This window comes from Corynebacterium sp. MSK032 (assembly GCF_030232065.1).
GTDB lineage: Bacteria > Actinomycetota > Actinomycetes > Mycobacteriales > Mycobacteriaceae > Corynebacterium > Corynebacterium jeikeium_D.
The window spans coordinates 22010-40388 of sequence record NZ_JASPJR010000002.1; the positions used below are offsets into that span (position 1 = coordinate 22010).

The following is an 18379-nucleotide window of genomic DNA, read 5'->3' on the forward strand; positions in this document are numbered from 1 at the left end:
AACCTCAATTCGTCGACGATTCACTGCCGACCAGTCTACAGTCCATAACCAATTTTTCGCACATGTGTTCAGAGACTCGCAGTTACGTTGCGTTCCTAGCGCGCCGACAGACACCTCATTACCCTGGGGCGCATGAACGACGTCATTACAATTAGCCCCTACTCCAACGCGCCGAGCACGCGCGGCGTTGAGCGCATTGACTACGGCAATGTCACTATTTATAAGACCTCCGTCGGACCGATGGAAAACAACGTCTACCTTTTGGTCGACTCCCGCGAGCCCGACAATTCCCTACTTATCGATGCCGCCACCGACGCCGACCATTTAATCCGCTTGGTTGAGCACGTCGGCGCGCAGGTCCGCACGATTGTCACCACGCACTCCCACGGCGATCACGTCCAGGCGCTCGGCGAGCTCCTGCAGGCATTCCCTGCCCGCCACATCACGTCAAGCCTCGACGCTGCAGACATTCCCGAACCCGCCGACCAGCAACTCGACGGCGGCGAGACCATTACTTTCGGCCAGGGCATCACGCTTCCCATGTTCATCCTGCGCGGGCACACCAAAGGCGGCCTCTGTCTCGACCTGTCCGCCAAGGAAACCGGCGCGCTTTCCGACGACACCCCGTCACACCACCTCTTCGTCGGTGACAGCATCTTCCCAGGCGGTGTCGGCAAAACGTACTCGCCCGAGGATTTCACGCAGCTTATCGACGATGTCGAGAGCCGTGTCTTCCGCGTCTACCCCGCCGACTCGGTGATTCACCCCGGCCACGGCAAAGACACCACAGTTGGTGTCGAGAGCCCCGAGGTCGAGAACTGGCGCCAGCGTGGTTGGTAGCGCTGGATGAGCGTGGTCGGTAGTGCTGGATGGTGCCGCAGCTTCTGAAAAACTTGTCATTCCCGCGACATAAATAGGCCGGGCTGCGTAGGATTAATAGTGAATTACAGCGACCAGATGGCCAAAAACACGGTTTCACCTGGACGACAAAGGAGATGGAATTTAGATGATTCGCAAGTTTGCCCGACCAATGCTGGCCTCGGTTTTCGTTGCCGACGGTGTCGACACGCTGATGAACCAGAAGGATCATGAAGAGGGCGCACGCGACCTGATTGCCCGCGTCCGCTCCGTAACCCCGAACCAGTACAACAAGTACGTGCCAAATAGCGAGAAGCTGGTTGTCCAGGTCGTCGCTGGCACCAAGGTTGCTGCGGGTTCCCTCTACGCTCTGGGTAAGGCCCCACGCCTGTCCGCCACCGCTCTGGTCGCTGCACAAGTTCCGACGATGCTCGCTCGCCACGCATTCTGGGAAACCCAGGATTCGAAGGAGAAGGCGGCTCGCCGCACTGGTTTCCTGACCGACATCGGTTTGCTGGGCGGCCTCTTCCTGGCTACTGCTGACACCGACGGCAAGCCGGGTGTCGCTTGGCGCGCTGAGAAGGCAGGCAAGCAGCTGAACAAGAAGGTTCAGGCTGCCCTGCCGACCAAGTCTGAAACCGAGCAGCGCACTGAGGAAATCAGCGCAGCCTTCGCTTCCGCCGGCGAGAACGTCCGCGAAAAGGCCGGCCTGCTCCGCGACCGCGCTTCTGAGGCCACCGATGGCGCTCGTGAATACGTCGAGGACAACAAGGACGGCTGGCGCGAGCAGCTCACCGACGCCTTCGACACCGCTAAGAGCTACGTCGAGGACAACAAGGACGACTGGATTGCCAAGGCCACCGAGCTCGCTGAGGACGCGCGCGACTATGCCGAGGACCTGGGCAAGGATCTCAAGAAGGACACTCGCAAGCAGCGCAAGGAACTGCGCAAGCGCGCAGCCAAGGCTTCCAAGGAGGCCAAGAAGTCCGCAAAGAAGGCGCAGAAGCGCCTGCAGTAAGTTTGCTGCCGCAGTTAAAGCGGTATACTTAAACGCTCCCCACGCCACTACGCGTGCGGGAGCGTTTTCATATTTTTATATTCATTCAGCACATCAGTTAGCACTAATTTTGCGATTCGTTGAGGAGACCAGGTTGGCGTCGCGCGCATCCGAGCCCGGGCAGGACCAGACAGGCCGCATTGGCCACACTGGCCAGGCAGGTCTGCCGGACCAGGCAAGTTCAGCACCACAGCGAGAAGAAGAAAGCATCCTTGCTGCCGAACAGGCCTACGTCGACCGTGCGTTCAGCTTCCTCGACCGGGCACGCGAGCGCGACCAAGAGTACCTGCGCCAGGTCATGCTCATCGACGACCCAGACCCGCAAGCCCGCGTTGAACGCGAGGTGGAATACCACCGACTACAGGCTAATCTGGACCGCTACCGCTCAGCCGAGATCGGCCTGGTCTTTGGTCGAATCGATATCGATGACACAGATCCCGACAATCCTTTGGCAGAGGAAGGGCCGGGGGCGACCGTCGATAAGCGATACATCGGGCGAATCGGCCTGTCCGATGAAAACGACGACTACCGCACGGTCATCATGGATTGGCGTGCCGACGGCGCGCGCCCGTTTTACCTGGCCACGACCGCGCATCCCGAGGGAGTCAGCCTGCGCCGACACCTGCGCACGCACGGCCGGAAGGTCCGCAGCATTGACGACGAATGGCTCTCCGGCGAGGAAGCCGACAGCGCACACGAGACCGAAGTTGAAGCGGGCGTCGGTGGCGAATCGGTGCTGCGGGAGGTCATGAATCAAGCGCGCACCGGCCATATGCGCGGCATTGTGGAGACCATTCAGCGCGAGCAGGACCTCATCATCCGCGACTCCACCCGCGGCACTCTGGTCGTCCAGGGCGGCCCCGGCACGGGCAAGACGGCGGTGGCGCTGCATCGCGTCGCATGGCTTCTCTACACCTACCGCGATCAGCTGGCGAAAACCGGTGTCCTCATCATCGGCCCGAACACAACCTTCCTCGACTACATCTCCCGCGTGCTGCCGAGCCTCGGCGAAACGGGCGTGGTGCTGACCACCATCGCCGATCTCTACCCCGGCGTGCGCGGTTCCGACGCGCTTATCGACGGACACAACCCCGAACCCTTGGTTGCGCAGGAAGTTAAGGGCTCGATTGAGATGCTCACGATCCTGCGTGAGGCCGTGCGGGCCTACCAGGAGCTGCCCGCGGAACCTCTTGAGGTCCGGAACGACAACATCACTCTGACCATCACGCCGGAGATGGTGAAAGCCGCGCGGACGCGTGCGCGGAGGACTCGTAAACCCCACAATCTGGCTCGCCCGATTTTCCGCGATCACGTGGTGGAACTGCTGGCCGCACAGATGGCCGAGGTCATCGGTGCCGATCCGCTGGGCGGCGAAAACCTCCTGTCCGTGACCGACATTGCCGATCTACGCGACGAAATCGACGAATCCGGAGCAGTTGCCGACATCCTCGATGAGCTGTGGCCTGCGCTTACGCCCGAGCGGGTGCTGTCGGAGCTGCTGAGCTCTCGCGAGGCCATCGACTACGCCGCCACCGATTACGACGAGCTGACGCGCGAGGCTCTCTACCGGCCGGAAGGCACCGACTGGATGCCTTCCGACGCCCCGCTTCTCGACGAGCTGGCGGAACTCCTCGGCCCAGTTGGTGACGCGGAGGCCGATGAAGAGGATTGGCAGGCCCGCGTCGAGGAGGCGCAGGGCGCGTTGGATACCCTGTCCAGTTCTGCGTCCCAGGATCTTGACGACGGCTTTGAGGCCGAAATTTTGTCAGCGTATGACGTCATCGATGCCGAGGCACTGGCCGAACGCCACCGTGAGCGCGACCTGCGATCCACCGCCGAGCGGGCGGCGGCGGATCGCCTGTGGGCCTACGGCCATGTCATCGTCGACGAGGCTCAGGAACTCTCCGCGATGGCCTGGCGAATGCTGCGCCGCCGCAGCCCCAACGGCTGGATGACCCTCGTCGGCGACGTGGCCCAGACGGGCTCCCCCGCAGGTGCCGCGACCTGGGATGATGTGCTGGAACCCATCATCGGCTCGAGGTGGCATCTCCACGAGCTGACCGTCAACTACCGCACCCCAGCTGAGGTGATGGAGGTCGCCGCCAGCGTCCTGGCCGAGATTGATCCGGAGCTGGAGGCACCGCAGTCGATCCGCGCGACCGGCCGCAAGCCTGTCCAGGCTCGCACCGTGACGGAGGCTCTGGCGCATGTGGAGCAGGTTGCGCAGCCGGACCGCCTGGTCGCTGTGATCGCGCCCGCCGAGTTGCTCGAAGCCACGCGCGCGGAGGTGCGGGATTTTCTCGGTGGTGGAGCTGATGGAGATGGTGACCCTGATGGTGCTGGCGGGGCTAGTGCCGCCGATGACGCACCTGCTACTCGCCCCAGCAAACTCACCAACTGCGCGGTCTACGACATCACGACCTCAAAAGGCCTGGAATTCGACGAGGTCATCGTCGTTGCGCCCGACCAGATTGTGGCGCAATCCCCACAGGGGCTACAGGACCTGTACGTTGCACTGACTCGTGCGACCCAGGGGCTAATTGTTGTGGCGCCTCAGCAGTCGGGCGTTTTGCCGGAGCTGCAATGGTTAGAATGACGAGGATAGTGCCGTACAGAATGAGTGAGACATTATGTCCCAAAACTATCTACCTCAGCTAGCTGAACTTCGCGCACGCCGTCTCATTGCCCAGGGGTTAGCTGCAAGTCAAGCACGCAGCGATTGGAATACAAACCTCAACTCGCCTGCATTATCAGCAACGCATGGCATGGTCGCTCTACAAGGGCAGAATTATTCGAACGGTGTTAATGCCATCGCCCTACGCAGTGGCAGCACCACCGACGATGTTTTAGCAGCCATTTCTTCTTACGACATCGTTCGCTGTTGGTCTCAACGAGGCACCCTGCACTTTGTTTCAGCGCAAGACGCGGGAGCAATTATGAGGTTGACGAATCCGCGCATCGAAAAGGCAGCAGCAAGACGTCGTACGACACTCGGGCTTTCTCAAGATGATGTGCAGACCGCAAGGGCAGCATTTCATTCCGAATTGCGCTCACGTGGCCTGTCCGACCCGCTGACTCGGACTGAAGCCTATGAGGTTTTCGCAGATCATGGAATAGACCCCACGGAACAAAGAGGTCCTCACCTACTGCGCACATTCGGCGGCGAAGGCGCTGTCGTCCAAGGGCCACGAAAAGGATCCGAAGATACCTTCGTCCTGCTTGCCGACGTAACTTTCAAAGGCGGCCTCTCAGCAAATACCACGGAGGGCTCCAGCACAGAACACTCAGCTGAATCCACGCTGGCCGACATTGCCTGGCGCTATGTTAATTCCCGCGGACCTATCTGTGTAGCTGACTTCGCGTGGTGGCTGGGGCTGACGAAAACTCAAGCGAAAAAGGCCTTTAAGCTTATCGACCACTTAATAGCTCCTTTCTCCCTCGATTCCTCTGCCTCTCCGCACACGCCAACTGACACAGAATTCACCGGCGAAGGACTCGCACAAAATGAGTACTTCATGCCGGCATGGCAGCAGAACGTAGCTGAGGCCGAGCTTGAAGCCGCGCTTTCACTGACGCTTCGACTGCCCGCTTTTGACGAGTACCTCATGGGCTATGGCAGCCGTACCGAAGTTCTTCCTGAATCCCTTCGCAACCAGGTCTTAACCAGAAACGGAATTAGCTGGCCTTTTGTAGTTGAAGAAGGGGTTATCACCGGCCGACAATAGAAAAACCGGCACCTCAACTAAGAGATGCCGGTTTAAAACGAAAGCTAAATTGTTAGCTGACGGTCTTACTAGCTCACCGTTTTGTTAGCTCACAGTGTGAACAATCATGACGTCACAGTCCGACTGACGAGCAACATCAGCCGGCACGGAGCCCAGCAGACGACCAGTCAGCGAGTTAATACCGCGGTTGCCAACCACCAGCAGGTCAGCGCGACGGTCAGTGACCAGAGACATCAGAGCCTCAACCGGGGAGCCGGAACGAACCTCGGTCTCAACCTTGGTAGCGCCGACGGCCTCTGCGGCCTCCTTAGCAGCAGCCAGGTTCTTCTGAGCCGGGTCATCACCGAGGACCTGAACCGAATCCTGGCGCAGGGTCTTGGACGCATCCTCTGCAGTCTCGTAGTAAGCGCAGCCGATAACCAGGGTGGCATCGAAAGCCGCGGCAATCGAGGCAGCGCGCTCTACTGCGAGCAGCGACGACTTAGAACCATCCGTGCCGACAACAATGGTCTTGTAATCACTCATGAAAACTATCCCTCACTGTGGAAGTTGCATTAAAACAGTTCATCGTGCGTAACGCCGTCGTTGCCCCGAACCCACTGGCCAGAGCCACTTTCGCGAATACACTGTTTTACTTCCCACAACAGTAGCAAAAAACTACTCGACACCGGCCTCAATCATCCCCTTAAGTTCCTTCTTGAGGTCGAGAATCTCATCGCGCAAGCGCCCCGCGAGCTCGAACTTCAACTCTCGCGCAGCCGCGGCCATCTGCTCCGACAGGTCCGCGATAAGCGCCTCGAGCTCCGCCCTCGGCATCTGCTTACCGCTAGCACCATCGGCCGCGCCCGAGCCGTCGGCACGCGAGAGCAGCGCATCAGCGGCCGCACCGGTCTTGCCTTCGTAATCGGTGTCAGCGTTGTCGTAGACCTGATCCAGAATGTCCGCGATCTTCTTGCGCAGCGGCTGCGGATCGATGCCATGCTCAGTGTTGTAAGCAATCTGCTTTTCGCGGCGGCGCTCCGTCTCGTCGATAGCGAACTGCATGGAATCGGTGATCTTGTCGGCGTACATGTGCACCTCGCCGGAGACGTTTCGCGCGGCACGACCAATCGTCTGAATCAACGAACGCTCCGAACGCAGGAACCCCTCCTTGTCAGCGTCGAGGATTGCCACCAGCGAAACCTCGGGCAAGTCGAGGCCCTCGCGCAGCAAGTTAATGCCGACCAGCACGTCGTACTCACCGAGACGCAACTGTCGCAGCAGCTCAACGCGCTTGAGCGTATCCACATCCGAGTGCATATACCGCACCTGCACGCCATTTTCGAGCAGGTAGTCGGTCAGATCCTCCGCCATCTTCTTCGTCAGGGTGGTCACGAGGACGCGTTCGTCACGCTCGGTGCGCTTACGGATCTCACCGATCAAATCATCAATCTGTCCCTCCGTAGGCTTAACGACGATCTTGGGATCCACCAGCCCCGTCGGACGAATAACCTGCTCCACATACTCGCCACCGGTCTTCTCGAGCTCATAGTCACCCGGCGTTGCGGACATGAACACGACCTGGCCCACGCGGGCATCGAATTCGTCGAACGTCAACGGGCGGTTATCCAGCGCCGATGGGAGGCGGAAACCAAAGTCGACAAGGTTGCGCTTACGGGAGGCATCGCCCTCGAACATGCCACCAATCTGCGGCACAGTGACGTGCGACTCATCGATGATGGTGAGGAAGTCCTCCGGGAAATAGTCGATGAGCGTCGCGGGGGCCGAGCCCGGCGCGCGACCATCGATGTGGCGCGAGTAGTTCTCAATACCGGAGCAGAAGCCGACTTGCTCGATCATTTCGAGGTCGTACTCAGTTCGCATGCGCAGACGCTGTGCTTCCAGCAGCTTGCCGCGGTTTTCCAGATCGGCCAGGCGTTCCGCGAGCTCGGCCTTGATGTCCGCGACGGCACGTTCCATGCGCTCCGGGCCGGCGACGTAGTGCGTAGCAGGGAAAATGCGCAGCTCAGGGACTTGGTCGATGACGTCGCCGGTGACTGGATTGAGGTAGTACAGCGAATCAATCTCGTCACCGAAGAACTCCACTCGCACGGCCTTTTCTTCGTAGGCCGGGATGATGTCGACCACGTCGCCTTTTACTCGGAAGGTGCCGCGGGTAAAGGCGATGTCATTGCGGGCGTACTGAATGTCCACCAAAAGGCGCAGGAATTGGTCGCGGTCGACTTCTTCGCCCTCCTTCAGCCACACCGAACGGTCGAGGTATGACTGCGGGGTACCCAGGCCATAGATGCAAGAAACAGAGCTGACGACGACTACGTCGCGACGCGACAGCAGCGCTGAAGTAGCCGAGTGGCGCAGGCGCTCCACGTCCTCGTTGATGGAGGAATCCTTTTCAATATAGGTATCGGTCTGCGCGATGTAGGCCTCGGGTTGGTAGTAGTCGTAGTACGAAACGAAGTACTCGACCGCGTTGTTTGGCAGCAGGCTGCGGAGCTCATTGGCCAGCTGGGCCGCAAGCGTCTTGTTCGGTGCCATGACGAGGGTTGGCCGCTGCACCTTTTCGATCAACCACGCTGCGGTGGCTGACTTACCGGTGCCCGTGGCACCCATCAGGACTACCTCGCGCTCGCCTCTATCTAGGCGCTCCGACAGTTCCGCGATTGCCTGCGGCTGGTCGCCCGAGGGCTCGAACTCGCTGATGACCTCGAAGTTTCCCTCAGCGCGCTCGACTTCACCGACGGGACGGAACTCCGAGTGCGCGAGGACGGGTTGCTCTGCTGCAAATGCCATAGTTCCCAGCGTAGCGAAGGCTGTCTTGAAAGCGGCTGGTTACGTTACTTCCTGGGGCTTTGGGCTGTCCAGGGCTGGGGCCCAGGGGCTTAGGAGCGGCTGTCGAGTTCCGGACCAACATTAAAATCGGCACAGATTTGGACAAGGCTGGCATAAAGTCGCTGCCAGGCCAGCAAAGGCGGGTTCCGCTTCACCAGCTGGCCCTTAGTGCGCATGGACTGACTCCTGGTGAAGCGCAAGCCGTCTTATCGATGGTCCGCGGCTGCGGCTGCAAGGCTGCAAGGCTGCGGGAGGCCTGGGTTATCCACACCCTGAAAGTTGTCCACAGATTGGACGTGGAGCCTCTCTCACAGAAAATCCCCTGGGCCGAAAAAGCTTAGAGTCCCGACCATGGGAAGTTTCACCACGGCCGAGTTGCGTGCACTCGGCATCGGAGAGAAAAAGACCAGAGCCCTCCTACAACAAGGCAGGCTAATTAAATTGGTACGTGGCCTCTACATTGACGACCACTCTCCCGCCTCAGTCGCCCGAGCAATCACGGGGCATTACAAAAGCATTGCGCTAACCGGTAAAAGCGCAGCTCAAATCCACTTGAGACTTCCCCTGACACTTCCTATCCAGGCAGAAGGCGCGGGATCAGTTCAGGCCGAGACCTTCTCCATTAGGCACAGCCGCCTACCGTCCTACACCAGCATCAATGGCCTCCCAGTTGTCGAAGCACTCTGGGCAGCACGAGCTTCAAAAGACTATGCACGCAGAATCCTGGAAACACACTACGCCGGCCGGGACGGCGAGAAGCGACTCAACCACGACCTCAGCCGGATGCGGAAAGTTCCCGCCTGGCTGCGTGAAACCATCGCCACCACGCCAATCGGCTCATGCAGCGAACTCGAGCGCAAGCTGGCCCGTCCACTAATCAAGCGCGGGTACCGCATCCGAATGAACCAGTACATCGGCCCCTACTGCTTCGACATCCTGCTTGACCAGTGGAAAATAGCTATCGAAGTCGACTCAGAGACGTACCACGCTAACGAGGACTCGTTCATCGCAGATCGCTGGAAGGCCAACTCCGGCACGCTGCACGGCTGGATAGTCCTGCGGTTCACAGACTCATGCATCAATTGGAATCTCGACAGTGTCCTCGACGAAATCGAGCAGGCAATTCGATGGGTGCAAAAGCGCCGTCCCCGCGTGGACTATAAACCAGGATGGCCTGCCTGTCAGAAAGTTTGGGAATGGAATCCAACGGTTGGCTACGCCAATAAGCAGCGATAAACAGCCGATATCGCGAGATAAACAGCCATCCACTTGCCAAATTGTTATTTATTTTGTAATGAAAACTGACCGAACAGCAACTAGCCTGGCGCCTATGAACACTTCGCGCCGCACACCAGTCCACACGCCCGCTACGACTCGCCCAGGTTCCACCACTCGAAAAGCAACCTCACACCGAGCCCTTGTGGCCGGCATCCTCGCTACCACCGCATTGGCTTTCACCGCCTGCTCAACACAGGAAACTGAAGCAGCGCCCGAATCTGCTGCTCCGGTTGAAACCACTACCGTTACTCAGACCGAGGATGGCGTGTCTGACAAGAGTTCGGGCAACACGCCAAACCCAACCGGTTCTGCACCGGACCAGGGAGGCGATACATCGACGGCGGAGACTGGTGGCGCGTCGACGTCGTCAAGCGAAAGAGGCGACAACGGCGACGGGAGCCGGCTTCGTCAGGACATGACCGCTGAAATCTACAACAACCCCTCGCCGGGATCTACCTTCATGGCGGCCGGCGAACAGGCAACCACCTGCATCTACGGCGATGGGTACGGCCTCAACCTCATCGCGGCGGGCCCGAATACCAGCTGCGACTTTGCGAAGGCCGTTTTCAACCAGCAGACCGAGGGGCTTAACGCCTCGGAGGACAATATCCGCGACCACCTGCAGCCAAACATCAAGGCCAAGAGTCCCGCGACCGGGAAGACCTACGACCTCAGCTGCAGCACACAAGACGACGTTGTCGTGTGCACCGGCGGCAACAACGCGAAGATTTACATGTACTAGCGCACCAGGTGGCGGTCGGCAGTCGGTGCAACTGCTGGCCGCCAGCCGCGATTCGCCGATGGGGAATCGCAACAAGCCCGCAAACTCCCGCCTACAGTGAAACCATGACTGTTTCCCGCTTGCGCCCCTTCGGCGAGACCATCTTCGCCACCATGTCCCGCCTCGCTACCGAGCACGAGGCAATCAATCTTGGGCAGGGCTTCCCGGATTGGGATGGGCCGGACGAGGTGCTCGCGGAGGCGCGACATCAGATAGCTGGAGGAAACAACCAGTACGGCCCCGGCCGCGGTATGAAGGTGCTCCGTGATGCCATCGTCGCCGATCGCGCCCGCCGCACGGGGCAGGTCTACGACGCCGACACCGAATGCCTCGTCACGGTCGGCGCCACGGAGGCGATTGCCGCCACCGCCTTGGGGCATCTCGAACCCGGCAGCCACGTCATCGTCATCGAGCCGTACTACGACTCGTACAAAGCCGCCATCGCACTGGCTAACTGCACATATACCGCGGTGCCGCTCATCCCCGCAGCTTCCGGCACGGCACGCTCCTGGTCGCTCGACCGCAGCGCGCTTGCCGATGCCGTCACCGCTAAAACGGCCATGATTATCATCAATTCGCCGCACAACCCCACCGGCACCGTCCTCACGGAGGAGGACTTGCAGGCCATCGCCGATGTCGCCATCGCAAACAATCTACTCGTGCTTGCCGACGAAGTCTACGAACGCCTGTACTTCAACGGATTGTCACACTCTTCCATCAGCGCTCTGCCCGGCATGCGCGAGCGGACCATTGTCGTGTCCAGTGCCGCAAAAACATTCAACGTCACCGGCTGGAAGATTGGCTGGGCGCTCGCCCCGACCGAACTACTCGATGGCGTCGTCAAGGCCAAGCAGTTCTTGAGCTATGTCGGCGCCACTCCCCTTCAGCCCGCAGTCGCCCGTGGCCTGCAGGAATGTGCCCCATGGGTGGACGAGCTGGCGGGTCAGCTCGAGGGCAACATGCGGCTCCTCGCCGATGGGTTGGAGGGCCTTGGCGCCGACGTCTTCACGCCGCAGGCAGGGTTTTTTGTCGTCGCCGATGTCTCGAGCTGGGGGCTTGGCGACGCCCTGGAGACCTGCACCCGCCTGGTCAAGGAATGCCGCGTCGCAGCCATCCCCGTCACCGCTTTTGTGGATGACCCAGAGTCAGAAAAGTACCGCTACCTGGTGCGGTTCGCTTTCTGCAAGCGCGCCGAGGTGATTGAGGAGGCTATCATCCGGCTGCGGGATTATCTTGCTGCCCGGCCTGCAGCTGGCGAATCTGATTCAGCGGCTGAATAATCCGCTCCCAAATCCGGTCGACCTGGCGCACGAGGTCCTCCTCGGTGCCTGAGTTTTCCAGAACCACGTCGGCGAACTGCAGGCGCTTGTCATCGCTGATTTGCTTAGCGATGCGCTGCTTCGCATCCTCTCGGTCTACACCGCGGCTTTCCACCAGACGGTCGAGACGGACCTCCACCGGGGTATGCACAACTACGACGAGGTCCTGTGCTTCCGACTGCCCCATTTCAATCAACAGCGGAGAGTCAAAAACAATGATGGCGTCACCTGCCGCGTTGAACTGCTCTTCGGTGCGCTGCTCAATACGCGGATGGGTGATGGAGTTCAGCAGCTCCGTCTTCTCCGCGGATACGAAGGCCCGCTTCGCAAGTTCGCCGCGGTTGAGGGAGCCGTCGTCAAGCAAAATGCCCTCGCCGAAAGCTTCGGCGAGTTCGGCCAGCGCCGGTTCCCCGGGTTCGACGACATCGCGAGCGATCTGATCAGCGTCGATGATGACAGCACCGAGCTCGGCAAACCTACGGGCGACCGTAGATTTCCCACTGCCCATGCCACCGGTTAGTCCTACTTTGAGCATGTCTCTAAGGGTACGTGGACACGCCCCCGCACGTTAGTGCTTTACGACGAGATCCTCGATGCGGTGACCCTCTTCAACGGGATCTGGGTTGACTGGGGCCGGGGCGGTGCCGTTACCGAATGGGCTGCCACCAAGGGCCTCACGGCCGTGCGGCTGGAGCAGGTCAGAGAGCTCCGGCCCCTTCGGGACAATCCCTAAAGGATTGAGGTCGCGGTGGACCTCGTAGTAATGGCGCTTGATATCGACGAGGTCAGTGGTGTCGCCGAAGCCCGGAGTCTGGAAGAGATCACGCAGGTAGTTGTATAGAACCGGCATCTCGGAAATCTTGCTCCGGTTGCACTTGAAGTGGCCGTGGTAGACGGCATCGAAGCGGATCAGGGTCGTGTAAAGGCGAATGTCGGCCTCAGTGATGTGGTCGCCCATGAGGTAACGGCGGGTCTCTAAGCGCTCAGAAACCTTGTCTAGGGCATCGAACAGCCGGTCGTAAGCCTTGTCGTAGGAGTCCTGCGAGCCTGCGAAACCACAGCGGTAGACGCCGTTGTTGATCTCGGTGTAGATGAACTGCATAAGCTCATCCATTTCCTCGCGCATCTCCACCGGGTAAAGATCCGGGGCGCCTTCGCGGTGGAACTCGGTCCACTCGGTAATGAAGTCCAAGGTGATCCAGGGAAAGTCATTGGTCACGACCTCGCCCGACTCGATCTCGACGATGGCCGGAACAGTAATGCCACGCTGGTAGTCCGGGAAACGCTTGAGGAATGCCTCCTGCAGGCGCTCGTAGCCGAGTACTTCATCGCGGCCACCTGGGCCTTTGTCGAATGTCCAGGAGCGGGCATCGTGCACTGGCCCTGGAATTCCGACTGAAATTGCATCTTCCAAGCCGAGCAACCTGCGAACAATAAGCGTGCGGTGTGCCCATGGGCACGCGCGAGCCGCGATGAGGCGGTAGTGACCGGCTTCAACGGGCCACGTCTTAATTCCGTCGCCTACCTCGCGACCGTTCTTAACAATGCGGTCGTTGATATAGCGGGTGTCGCGGTTAAAGTCCTTACCCTCCTGCGAGTACACACCGCCTGTGGAGTGGGAGGAATCCTCTACGTGATTAGCCTGATTCTTTGTTGTCATGTCACCAATCATATGGGCAGAAAGATAGGCTGTCAACGGCAGTAAAGACCGCCAGAGCCACCAAAATCGACAGGGCCACCAGGGCATTAGAGTCATTAGGGCCATTAGGACGGCTTGCGCTTCGCCAGCAGCCGGTTACTGTGCAGCAAACTACTTCTGGTGAAGCGTAAGCCCGCCCTAGACAACAGCGGCACCACCCTCATGGCCCAAAGCCCCATCACCCGGACCAAGGATGCAGCAAGCCCTCAAGCCGCCGATATAAGAACAAGGCCGAGCAGGTGCCCGTCGTAAAGCAAAGAAGGCACGAAAAAGCCCCAGCGAGGAAAACCTCGCCGGGGCGATTTCTCAAAGGGACGTGTAAGCCCTTAGCGGCCTAGCTTAGTTGCCAGCCAGCTTCTCGCGCAGAGCAGCGAGCTGCTCGTCGGAAGCCAGGGTGCCGCCTGCGTTGTCTGCAGCCGGTGCGGCCGGAGCAGCCGGGGCTGCCTCGCCGGACTCGGAGGAGTAGTTCGAAGCGGTCTCTGCAGCCTCGGCAGCTGCAGCGCGGTGACGCTCGATCTGGGCAGCGTGCAGCTGGTGGTGACGCTCTGCCTCTGCGTAGCGAGCCTCCCACTCTGCGCGCTGGGTCTCGAAGCCCTCCATCCACTCGTTGGTCTCCGGGTCGAAGCCCTCCGGGAAGATGTAGTTGCCCTGCTCGTCGTAGGAGTCGCCCATGCCGTACTTGGTCGGGTCGAACTCTTCGGTGAAGTCCTCGTCAGCCTGCTTGAGGGACAGGGAGATACGACGACGCTCGAGGTCGATGTCGATGACCTTGACCATGACCTGCTCGTCGACGGAGACGATCTGGTCCGGAACATCGATGTGGCGGGAAGCCAGCTCGGAGATGTGAACCAGGCCCTCGATGCCCTCCTCGACGCGGACGAACGCACCGAACGGAACCAGCTTGGTGACCTTGCCCGGTACAATCTGACCGATTGCGTGAGTGCGGGCGAAGACGCGCCACGGATCTTCCTGAGTAGCCTTCAGGGACAGGGAAACGCGCTCGCGGTTCAGGTCGACCTCGAGAACCTCGACGGTGACCTCGTCGCCAACCTGGACAACCTCGGACGGGTGGTCGATGTGCTTCCAGGACAGCTCGGAAACGTGAACCAGGCCGTCAACACCGCCGAGATCGACGAATGCGCCGAAGTTGACGATGGAGGAAACGACACCCTTGCGGACCTGGCCCTTCTGCAGCTGGTGCAGGAACTCAGAGCGGACCTCAGACTGGGTCTGCTCGAGCCATGCACGGCGGGACAGAACGACGTTGTTGCGGTTCTTGTCGAGCTCGATGATCTTGGCCTCGATCTCCTGGCCGATGTACGGCTGGAGGTCGCGGACACGACGCATCTCGACGAGGGAAGCCGGCAGGAAGCCGCGCAGGCCGATGTCGAGGATCAGGCCGCCCTTGACGACCTCAATGACGGTACCGGTAACCGGCTCGTCGTTCTCCTTGAGCTGCTCGATGGTGCCCCAAGCACGCTCGTACTGAGCGCGCTTCTTGGACAGGATGAGGCGGCCTTCCTTGTCTTCCTTGGTCAGGACCAGCGCGTCGATCTCATCGCCAACTTCGACCACTTCGTCAGGGTCGACATCGTGCTTGATGGACAGTTCGCGGGAAGGAATGACACCTTCAGTCTTGTAGCCGATGTCGAGAAGAACCTCGTCGCGGTCAACCTTAACGACGGTGCCTTCAACGATGTCACCATCGTTGAAGTACTTCATCGTCGAGTCGACAGCGGCCAGGAAATCCTCAGCGGTGCCAATGTCGTTGATGGCAACCTGAGGGACGTTAGAAGTGGACATATAAGATGTGCTCCGAAGCGGATAGAAATCGAAAAACGGACAATTTCGGCCTTGCCCCTCAAAGAAACCCCTGGACAACCGGGCCAAATCCGCTTTCGGCGAATCTCACCATTGGCAATTAGTTAACCCGATGTCCATGAAGCTCGAGGCTGCAAAGTCGGCACGCTAATGCATACCTAGCGAACAATACCGATTTGAGCTGCGACATTCAAGTCCGCAACACATCCGCGGCAAGCCCGCATCAAGTCCGCCGACCAGCACTACGGCCCGACCTTCGCACCACTAATGCGCAGCAGTATCCCAGTTCACACCAGCACCGATGGAAACATCCAACGGCACCAGCAATTCAGCCGCCGAGTCCATCTCGCGATGCAACAGCTCCTTGATGGCTCCCTCTTCCCCATCTGCAACTTCAACAACCAGTTCGTCATGAACCTGCAGGAGGACACGTGAGCGCAACCCGCCCCGTCGTAGAGCATCGTCGACCCGGAGCATCGCAATCTTAATAATGTCTGCCGCCGACCCCTGAATCGGCGAGTTCAATGCCGCACGTTCCGCGTTATCGCGAGCGATGCGGTTGTCGGCGTTGAGTTCCGGCAGGTAGCGACGACGATCGAACATCGTGGCCGTAAAGCCGTCCTTGCGCGCCCGCTCAACAACCTTGTGCAGGTAATCGCGCACGCCGCCGAAGCGCTCGAAGTAGTCCTCCATGAGCTTCTTCGCCTCGCGCTGCGGAATGTCGAGCTGCTGCGCCAGACCAAAAGCACTCAGACCATAAGCCAGACCGTAACTCATCGCCTTCACACGACGACGCAGCTCGGGCGTAACCTCATCGATGCCGACACCGAAAACCTTCGAACCAACGTAGTTGTGCAGGTCCTCGCCCTGTCGGTAGGCCTCAATCAGCCCCGGATCCTGCGACAGGTGCGCCATCACGCGCATCTCAATCTGCGAGTAGTCCGCGGTGATCAGCTGCTCATAGCCATCGCCGACCACGAACGCCTCACGAATCCGTCGCCCGAACTCCGTGCGCACCGGGATGTTCTGCAGATTCGGCTCCGTCGACGACAGACGCCCCGTCGCCGCGACCGTCTGATTAAAAGTCGTATGAATACGGCCATCATCAGCGACAGCCTTAATCAGCCCCTCCACGGTCGACTTCATCTTCTGCGACTCGCGAAACTTCAGCAGGTAATCCAGGAACGGATGCGGGTTGACCTTCGCCAGCCCCTCAATCTCCTTCGCCGCCGTGGAATAGCCAGTCTTCGTCTTCTTTGTCCTGGGCATCCCCAGCTGGTCAAACAGGACCTCTTGCAACTGCTTCGGCGATCCGAGATTCAACTCAGGCTTATCGACGAGGTTGCGAGCCTCACTCTCCGCTTCATCGGTAGCCGCCTGCGCCTGCTTTCGGAGCTCCTCGAGCGCATCAACATCGACAGCGATACCGGCACGCTCCATCCGACCCAGCACTGGGGCGAGCGGGACTTCCAGGTCGGCGTACACGCTGTAGAGCCCGGCCTCGTCGAGTTCGACAGCCAATCGCTCAGCCAGGTCGATGACGGCGGCGACATAGGAAGCGTCTTCGGCCGGGCCATCGAGCAGGGTCATTTGGCCATCGGCCTGCGAAAGAGTCTGGCCCAGGTGACGCTGGACGACGTTGTCCAAGCTGTAGCTGCGCTGGCTTGGGCGCAGCAGATACGCAGCCAGGAAGGTGTCGTGGATGACCCCGGCCAGCTCGAAGTCGTAGTTCCAGAGTGCATGCATGGCCGTTTTAGAGTCATGCACCAGCTTCGGATGGTCGCCAGCGAGCCACTCGCGCAGTGCGTCGGCATCTTCGGCGGAAAGATCACCCAAGTCGAGAGAAACAGCCTGGCCGGAGGTCTTGCCCTTCTCATCTGCGGAGCCAATCATCAGGGTGTGCTCCCCGACCTGCAACGCGGCCGGCTCGTGCAGATTATCGAGCCAGGCAGCCAGGGCGCCGTCGTCAAGCGAAACAGCCTCGAGCTTTGTCGCACTGTCGCTGGTGGAGGCGGTGACGCCCGCGCCTTCGATGGAAAGGGTGCGGAAGACGCGTTCGCGAAGGTTGTCGCCGAATTCGAGGCGGTCGAAGAAGTCGATGATTCCCTGGGCGTCGGCGGGACGGAGCTCGAGCTCGTTCGGACCGTACGGCAAGGGCAGATCCTTGACCATTTCGGTGATGTCGCGGTTCAGCTGGACGTTTGCGACGCGCTCGCGGAAGTTATCGCCGACTTTGCCGCGGATTTCGTCAGCGTGGTCGATGAGGTTTGCCAGCGTGCCGTACTGAACAATCCACTTCGTCGCGGTCTTCTCGCCGACCCCCGGAATGCCCGGGAGATTGTCGGAGGGGTCGCCGCGGAGAGCCGCGAAATCCGGGTACTGAGTCGGCGTCAGACCGTACTTCTTCTCGATAGCAGCAGGCGTGAAGCGATGCAGCGTGGTGACGCCGCGCATTGGATAAAGCACCGTCGTGGTGTCGTTGACCAACTGGAACGAGTCACGGTCACCAGTGACGATGAGCGTTTCGAAGCCCTCAGGCTTGGCTTGGGTAGCCAACGTCGCGATAATGTCGTCGGCCTCGTAGTTGTCCTTTTCCAGCGTGACGATGCCCATCTCTTTCAGCACCTGCTGAATAAGCGGCACCTGACCACGGAATTCCTCAGGAGTCTTCTCACGCTGAGCCTTATACTCCGGGAAGATCTCGTTGCGGAAGGTCTCGCGGGCGACATCGAAGGCGACCGCCACGTGCGTGGGCGTTTCCTCGCTGAGGATATTGGACAGCATAGAAAGGAAGCCGTACACCGCGTTCGTTGTCTGACCACCGGTAGTTGAGAAATTATCCACCGGAAGGGCAAAGAACGCGCGGAAGGCCATGGAATGACCGTCGATAAGCATGAGGGTCTTCTTCATGACATCCCAGTGTAGGAAAATATTGAACAGCGTAGGAAAACTGAGATACGCGCTGAGGAATCGCGAGCTGCGGAGGATGAGCTGTTGGCCAGTCAGCTTCAG

At 59.9% G+C, this 18379-nt stretch carries 13 protein-coding genes; 7 read left to right on the top strand and 6 right to left on the bottom strand.

Annotated elements, in window-relative coordinates; translation table 11 throughout:
- The first annotated feature begins 132 nt into the window (after positions 1-132).
- From QP995_RS01330 to QP995_RS01345, 4 genes are all read left to right on the top strand, one after another.
- The gene (locus QP995_RS01330) at positions 133-840 is read left to right on the top strand and encodes an MBL fold metallo-hydrolase (protein WP_284852840.1); all 708 of its coding nucleotides are present in this window, start codon (positions 133-135) and stop codon (positions 838-840) included.
- A 166-nt stretch (positions 841-1006) separates the two neighbouring features.
- Entirely contained in the window at positions 1007-1876 is an 870-nt protein-coding gene (locus QP995_RS01335; RefSeq protein ID WP_016422909.1) for a DoxX family protein, read from the top strand.
- Between the two features lie 133 nt (positions 1877-2009).
- Positions 2010-4511 (top strand): HelD family protein, encoded by a 2502-nt coding sequence (locus QP995_RS01340; RefSeq protein ID WP_070605588.1) that lies wholly within the window; start codon positions 2010-2012, stop codon positions 4509-4511.
- A 34-nt stretch (positions 4512-4545) separates the two neighbouring features.
- On the top strand, positions 4546-5640 hold the full coding sequence (locus QP995_RS01345) for a DNA glycosylase AlkZ-like family protein (RefSeq protein ID WP_065421639.1): 1095 nt from the start codon (positions 4546-4548) through the stop codon (positions 5638-5640).
- A gap of 84 nt (positions 5641-5724) precedes the next feature.
- Here QP995_RS01345 and QP995_RS01350 read toward each other — a convergent pair whose 3' ends face one another.
- Positions 5725-6165, bottom strand: coding sequence for a universal stress protein (locus tag QP995_RS01350; RefSeq protein WP_005511992.1), 441 nt, complete (start codon positions 6163-6165; stop codon positions 5725-5727).
- Positions 6166-6297: 132 nt separating this feature from the next.
- Complete coding sequence (gene uvrB, locus QP995_RS01355; protein ID WP_284852841.1) at positions 6298-8430, bottom strand: excinuclease ABC subunit UvrB; 2133 nt, start codon at positions 8428-8430, stop codon at positions 6298-6300.
- 390 nt (positions 8431-8820) lie between these two features.
- Between uvrB and QP995_RS01360 the strand changes: the two genes are divergently transcribed.
- The 3 genes from QP995_RS01360 (at position 8821) to QP995_RS01370 (ending at position 11808) form a co-directional block, all read left to right on the top strand.
- Positions 8821-9705: a DUF559 domain-containing protein gene (locus QP995_RS01360; protein WP_049193954.1), complete on the top strand. Its 885-nt coding sequence runs from the start codon at positions 8821-8823 to the stop codon at positions 9703-9705.
- Between the two features lie 94 nt (positions 9706-9799).
- The gene (locus QP995_RS01365; RefSeq protein ID WP_240593373.1) at positions 9800-10489 is read left to right on the top strand and encodes a hypothetical protein; all 690 of its coding nucleotides are present in this window, start codon (positions 9800-9802) and stop codon (positions 10487-10489) included.
- A 104-nt stretch (positions 10490-10593) separates the two neighbouring features.
- Positions 10594-11808, top strand: a complete 1215-nt coding sequence (locus tag QP995_RS01370) for an aminotransferase class I/II-fold pyridoxal phosphate-dependent enzyme (protein ID WP_147721755.1) — start codon at positions 10594-10596, stop codon at positions 11806-11808.
- On the opposite strand, the gene coaE is transcribed toward QP995_RS01370, so the two are convergent.
- The 4 genes from coaE to polA form a co-directional block, all read right to left on the bottom strand.
- The gene (gene coaE, locus QP995_RS01375) at positions 11741-12382 is read right to left on the bottom strand and encodes a dephospho-CoA kinase (RefSeq protein WP_069359775.1); all 642 of its coding nucleotides are present in this window, start codon (positions 12380-12382) and stop codon (positions 11741-11743) included. The two genes, QP995_RS01370 and coaE, sit on opposite strands and share 68 nt — an antisense overlap.
- A gap of 33 nt (positions 12383-12415) precedes the next feature.
- Entirely contained in the window at positions 12416-13507 is a 1092-nt protein-coding gene (locus QP995_RS01380; RefSeq protein WP_255456234.1) for a glutathione S-transferase family protein, read from the bottom strand.
- 378 nt (positions 13508-13885) lie between these two features.
- The gene (gene rpsA, locus QP995_RS01385; protein ID WP_005510285.1) at positions 13886-15349 is read right to left on the bottom strand and encodes a 30S ribosomal protein S1; all 1464 of its coding nucleotides are present in this window, start codon (positions 15347-15349) and stop codon (positions 13886-13888) included.
- 282 nt (positions 15350-15631) lie between these two features.
- Positions 15632-18262 (bottom strand): DNA polymerase I, encoded by a 2631-nt coding sequence (polA, locus tag QP995_RS01390; RefSeq protein ID WP_284852866.1) that lies wholly within the window; start codon positions 18260-18262, stop codon positions 15632-15634.
- Positions 18263-18379: the final 117 nt, after the last annotated feature.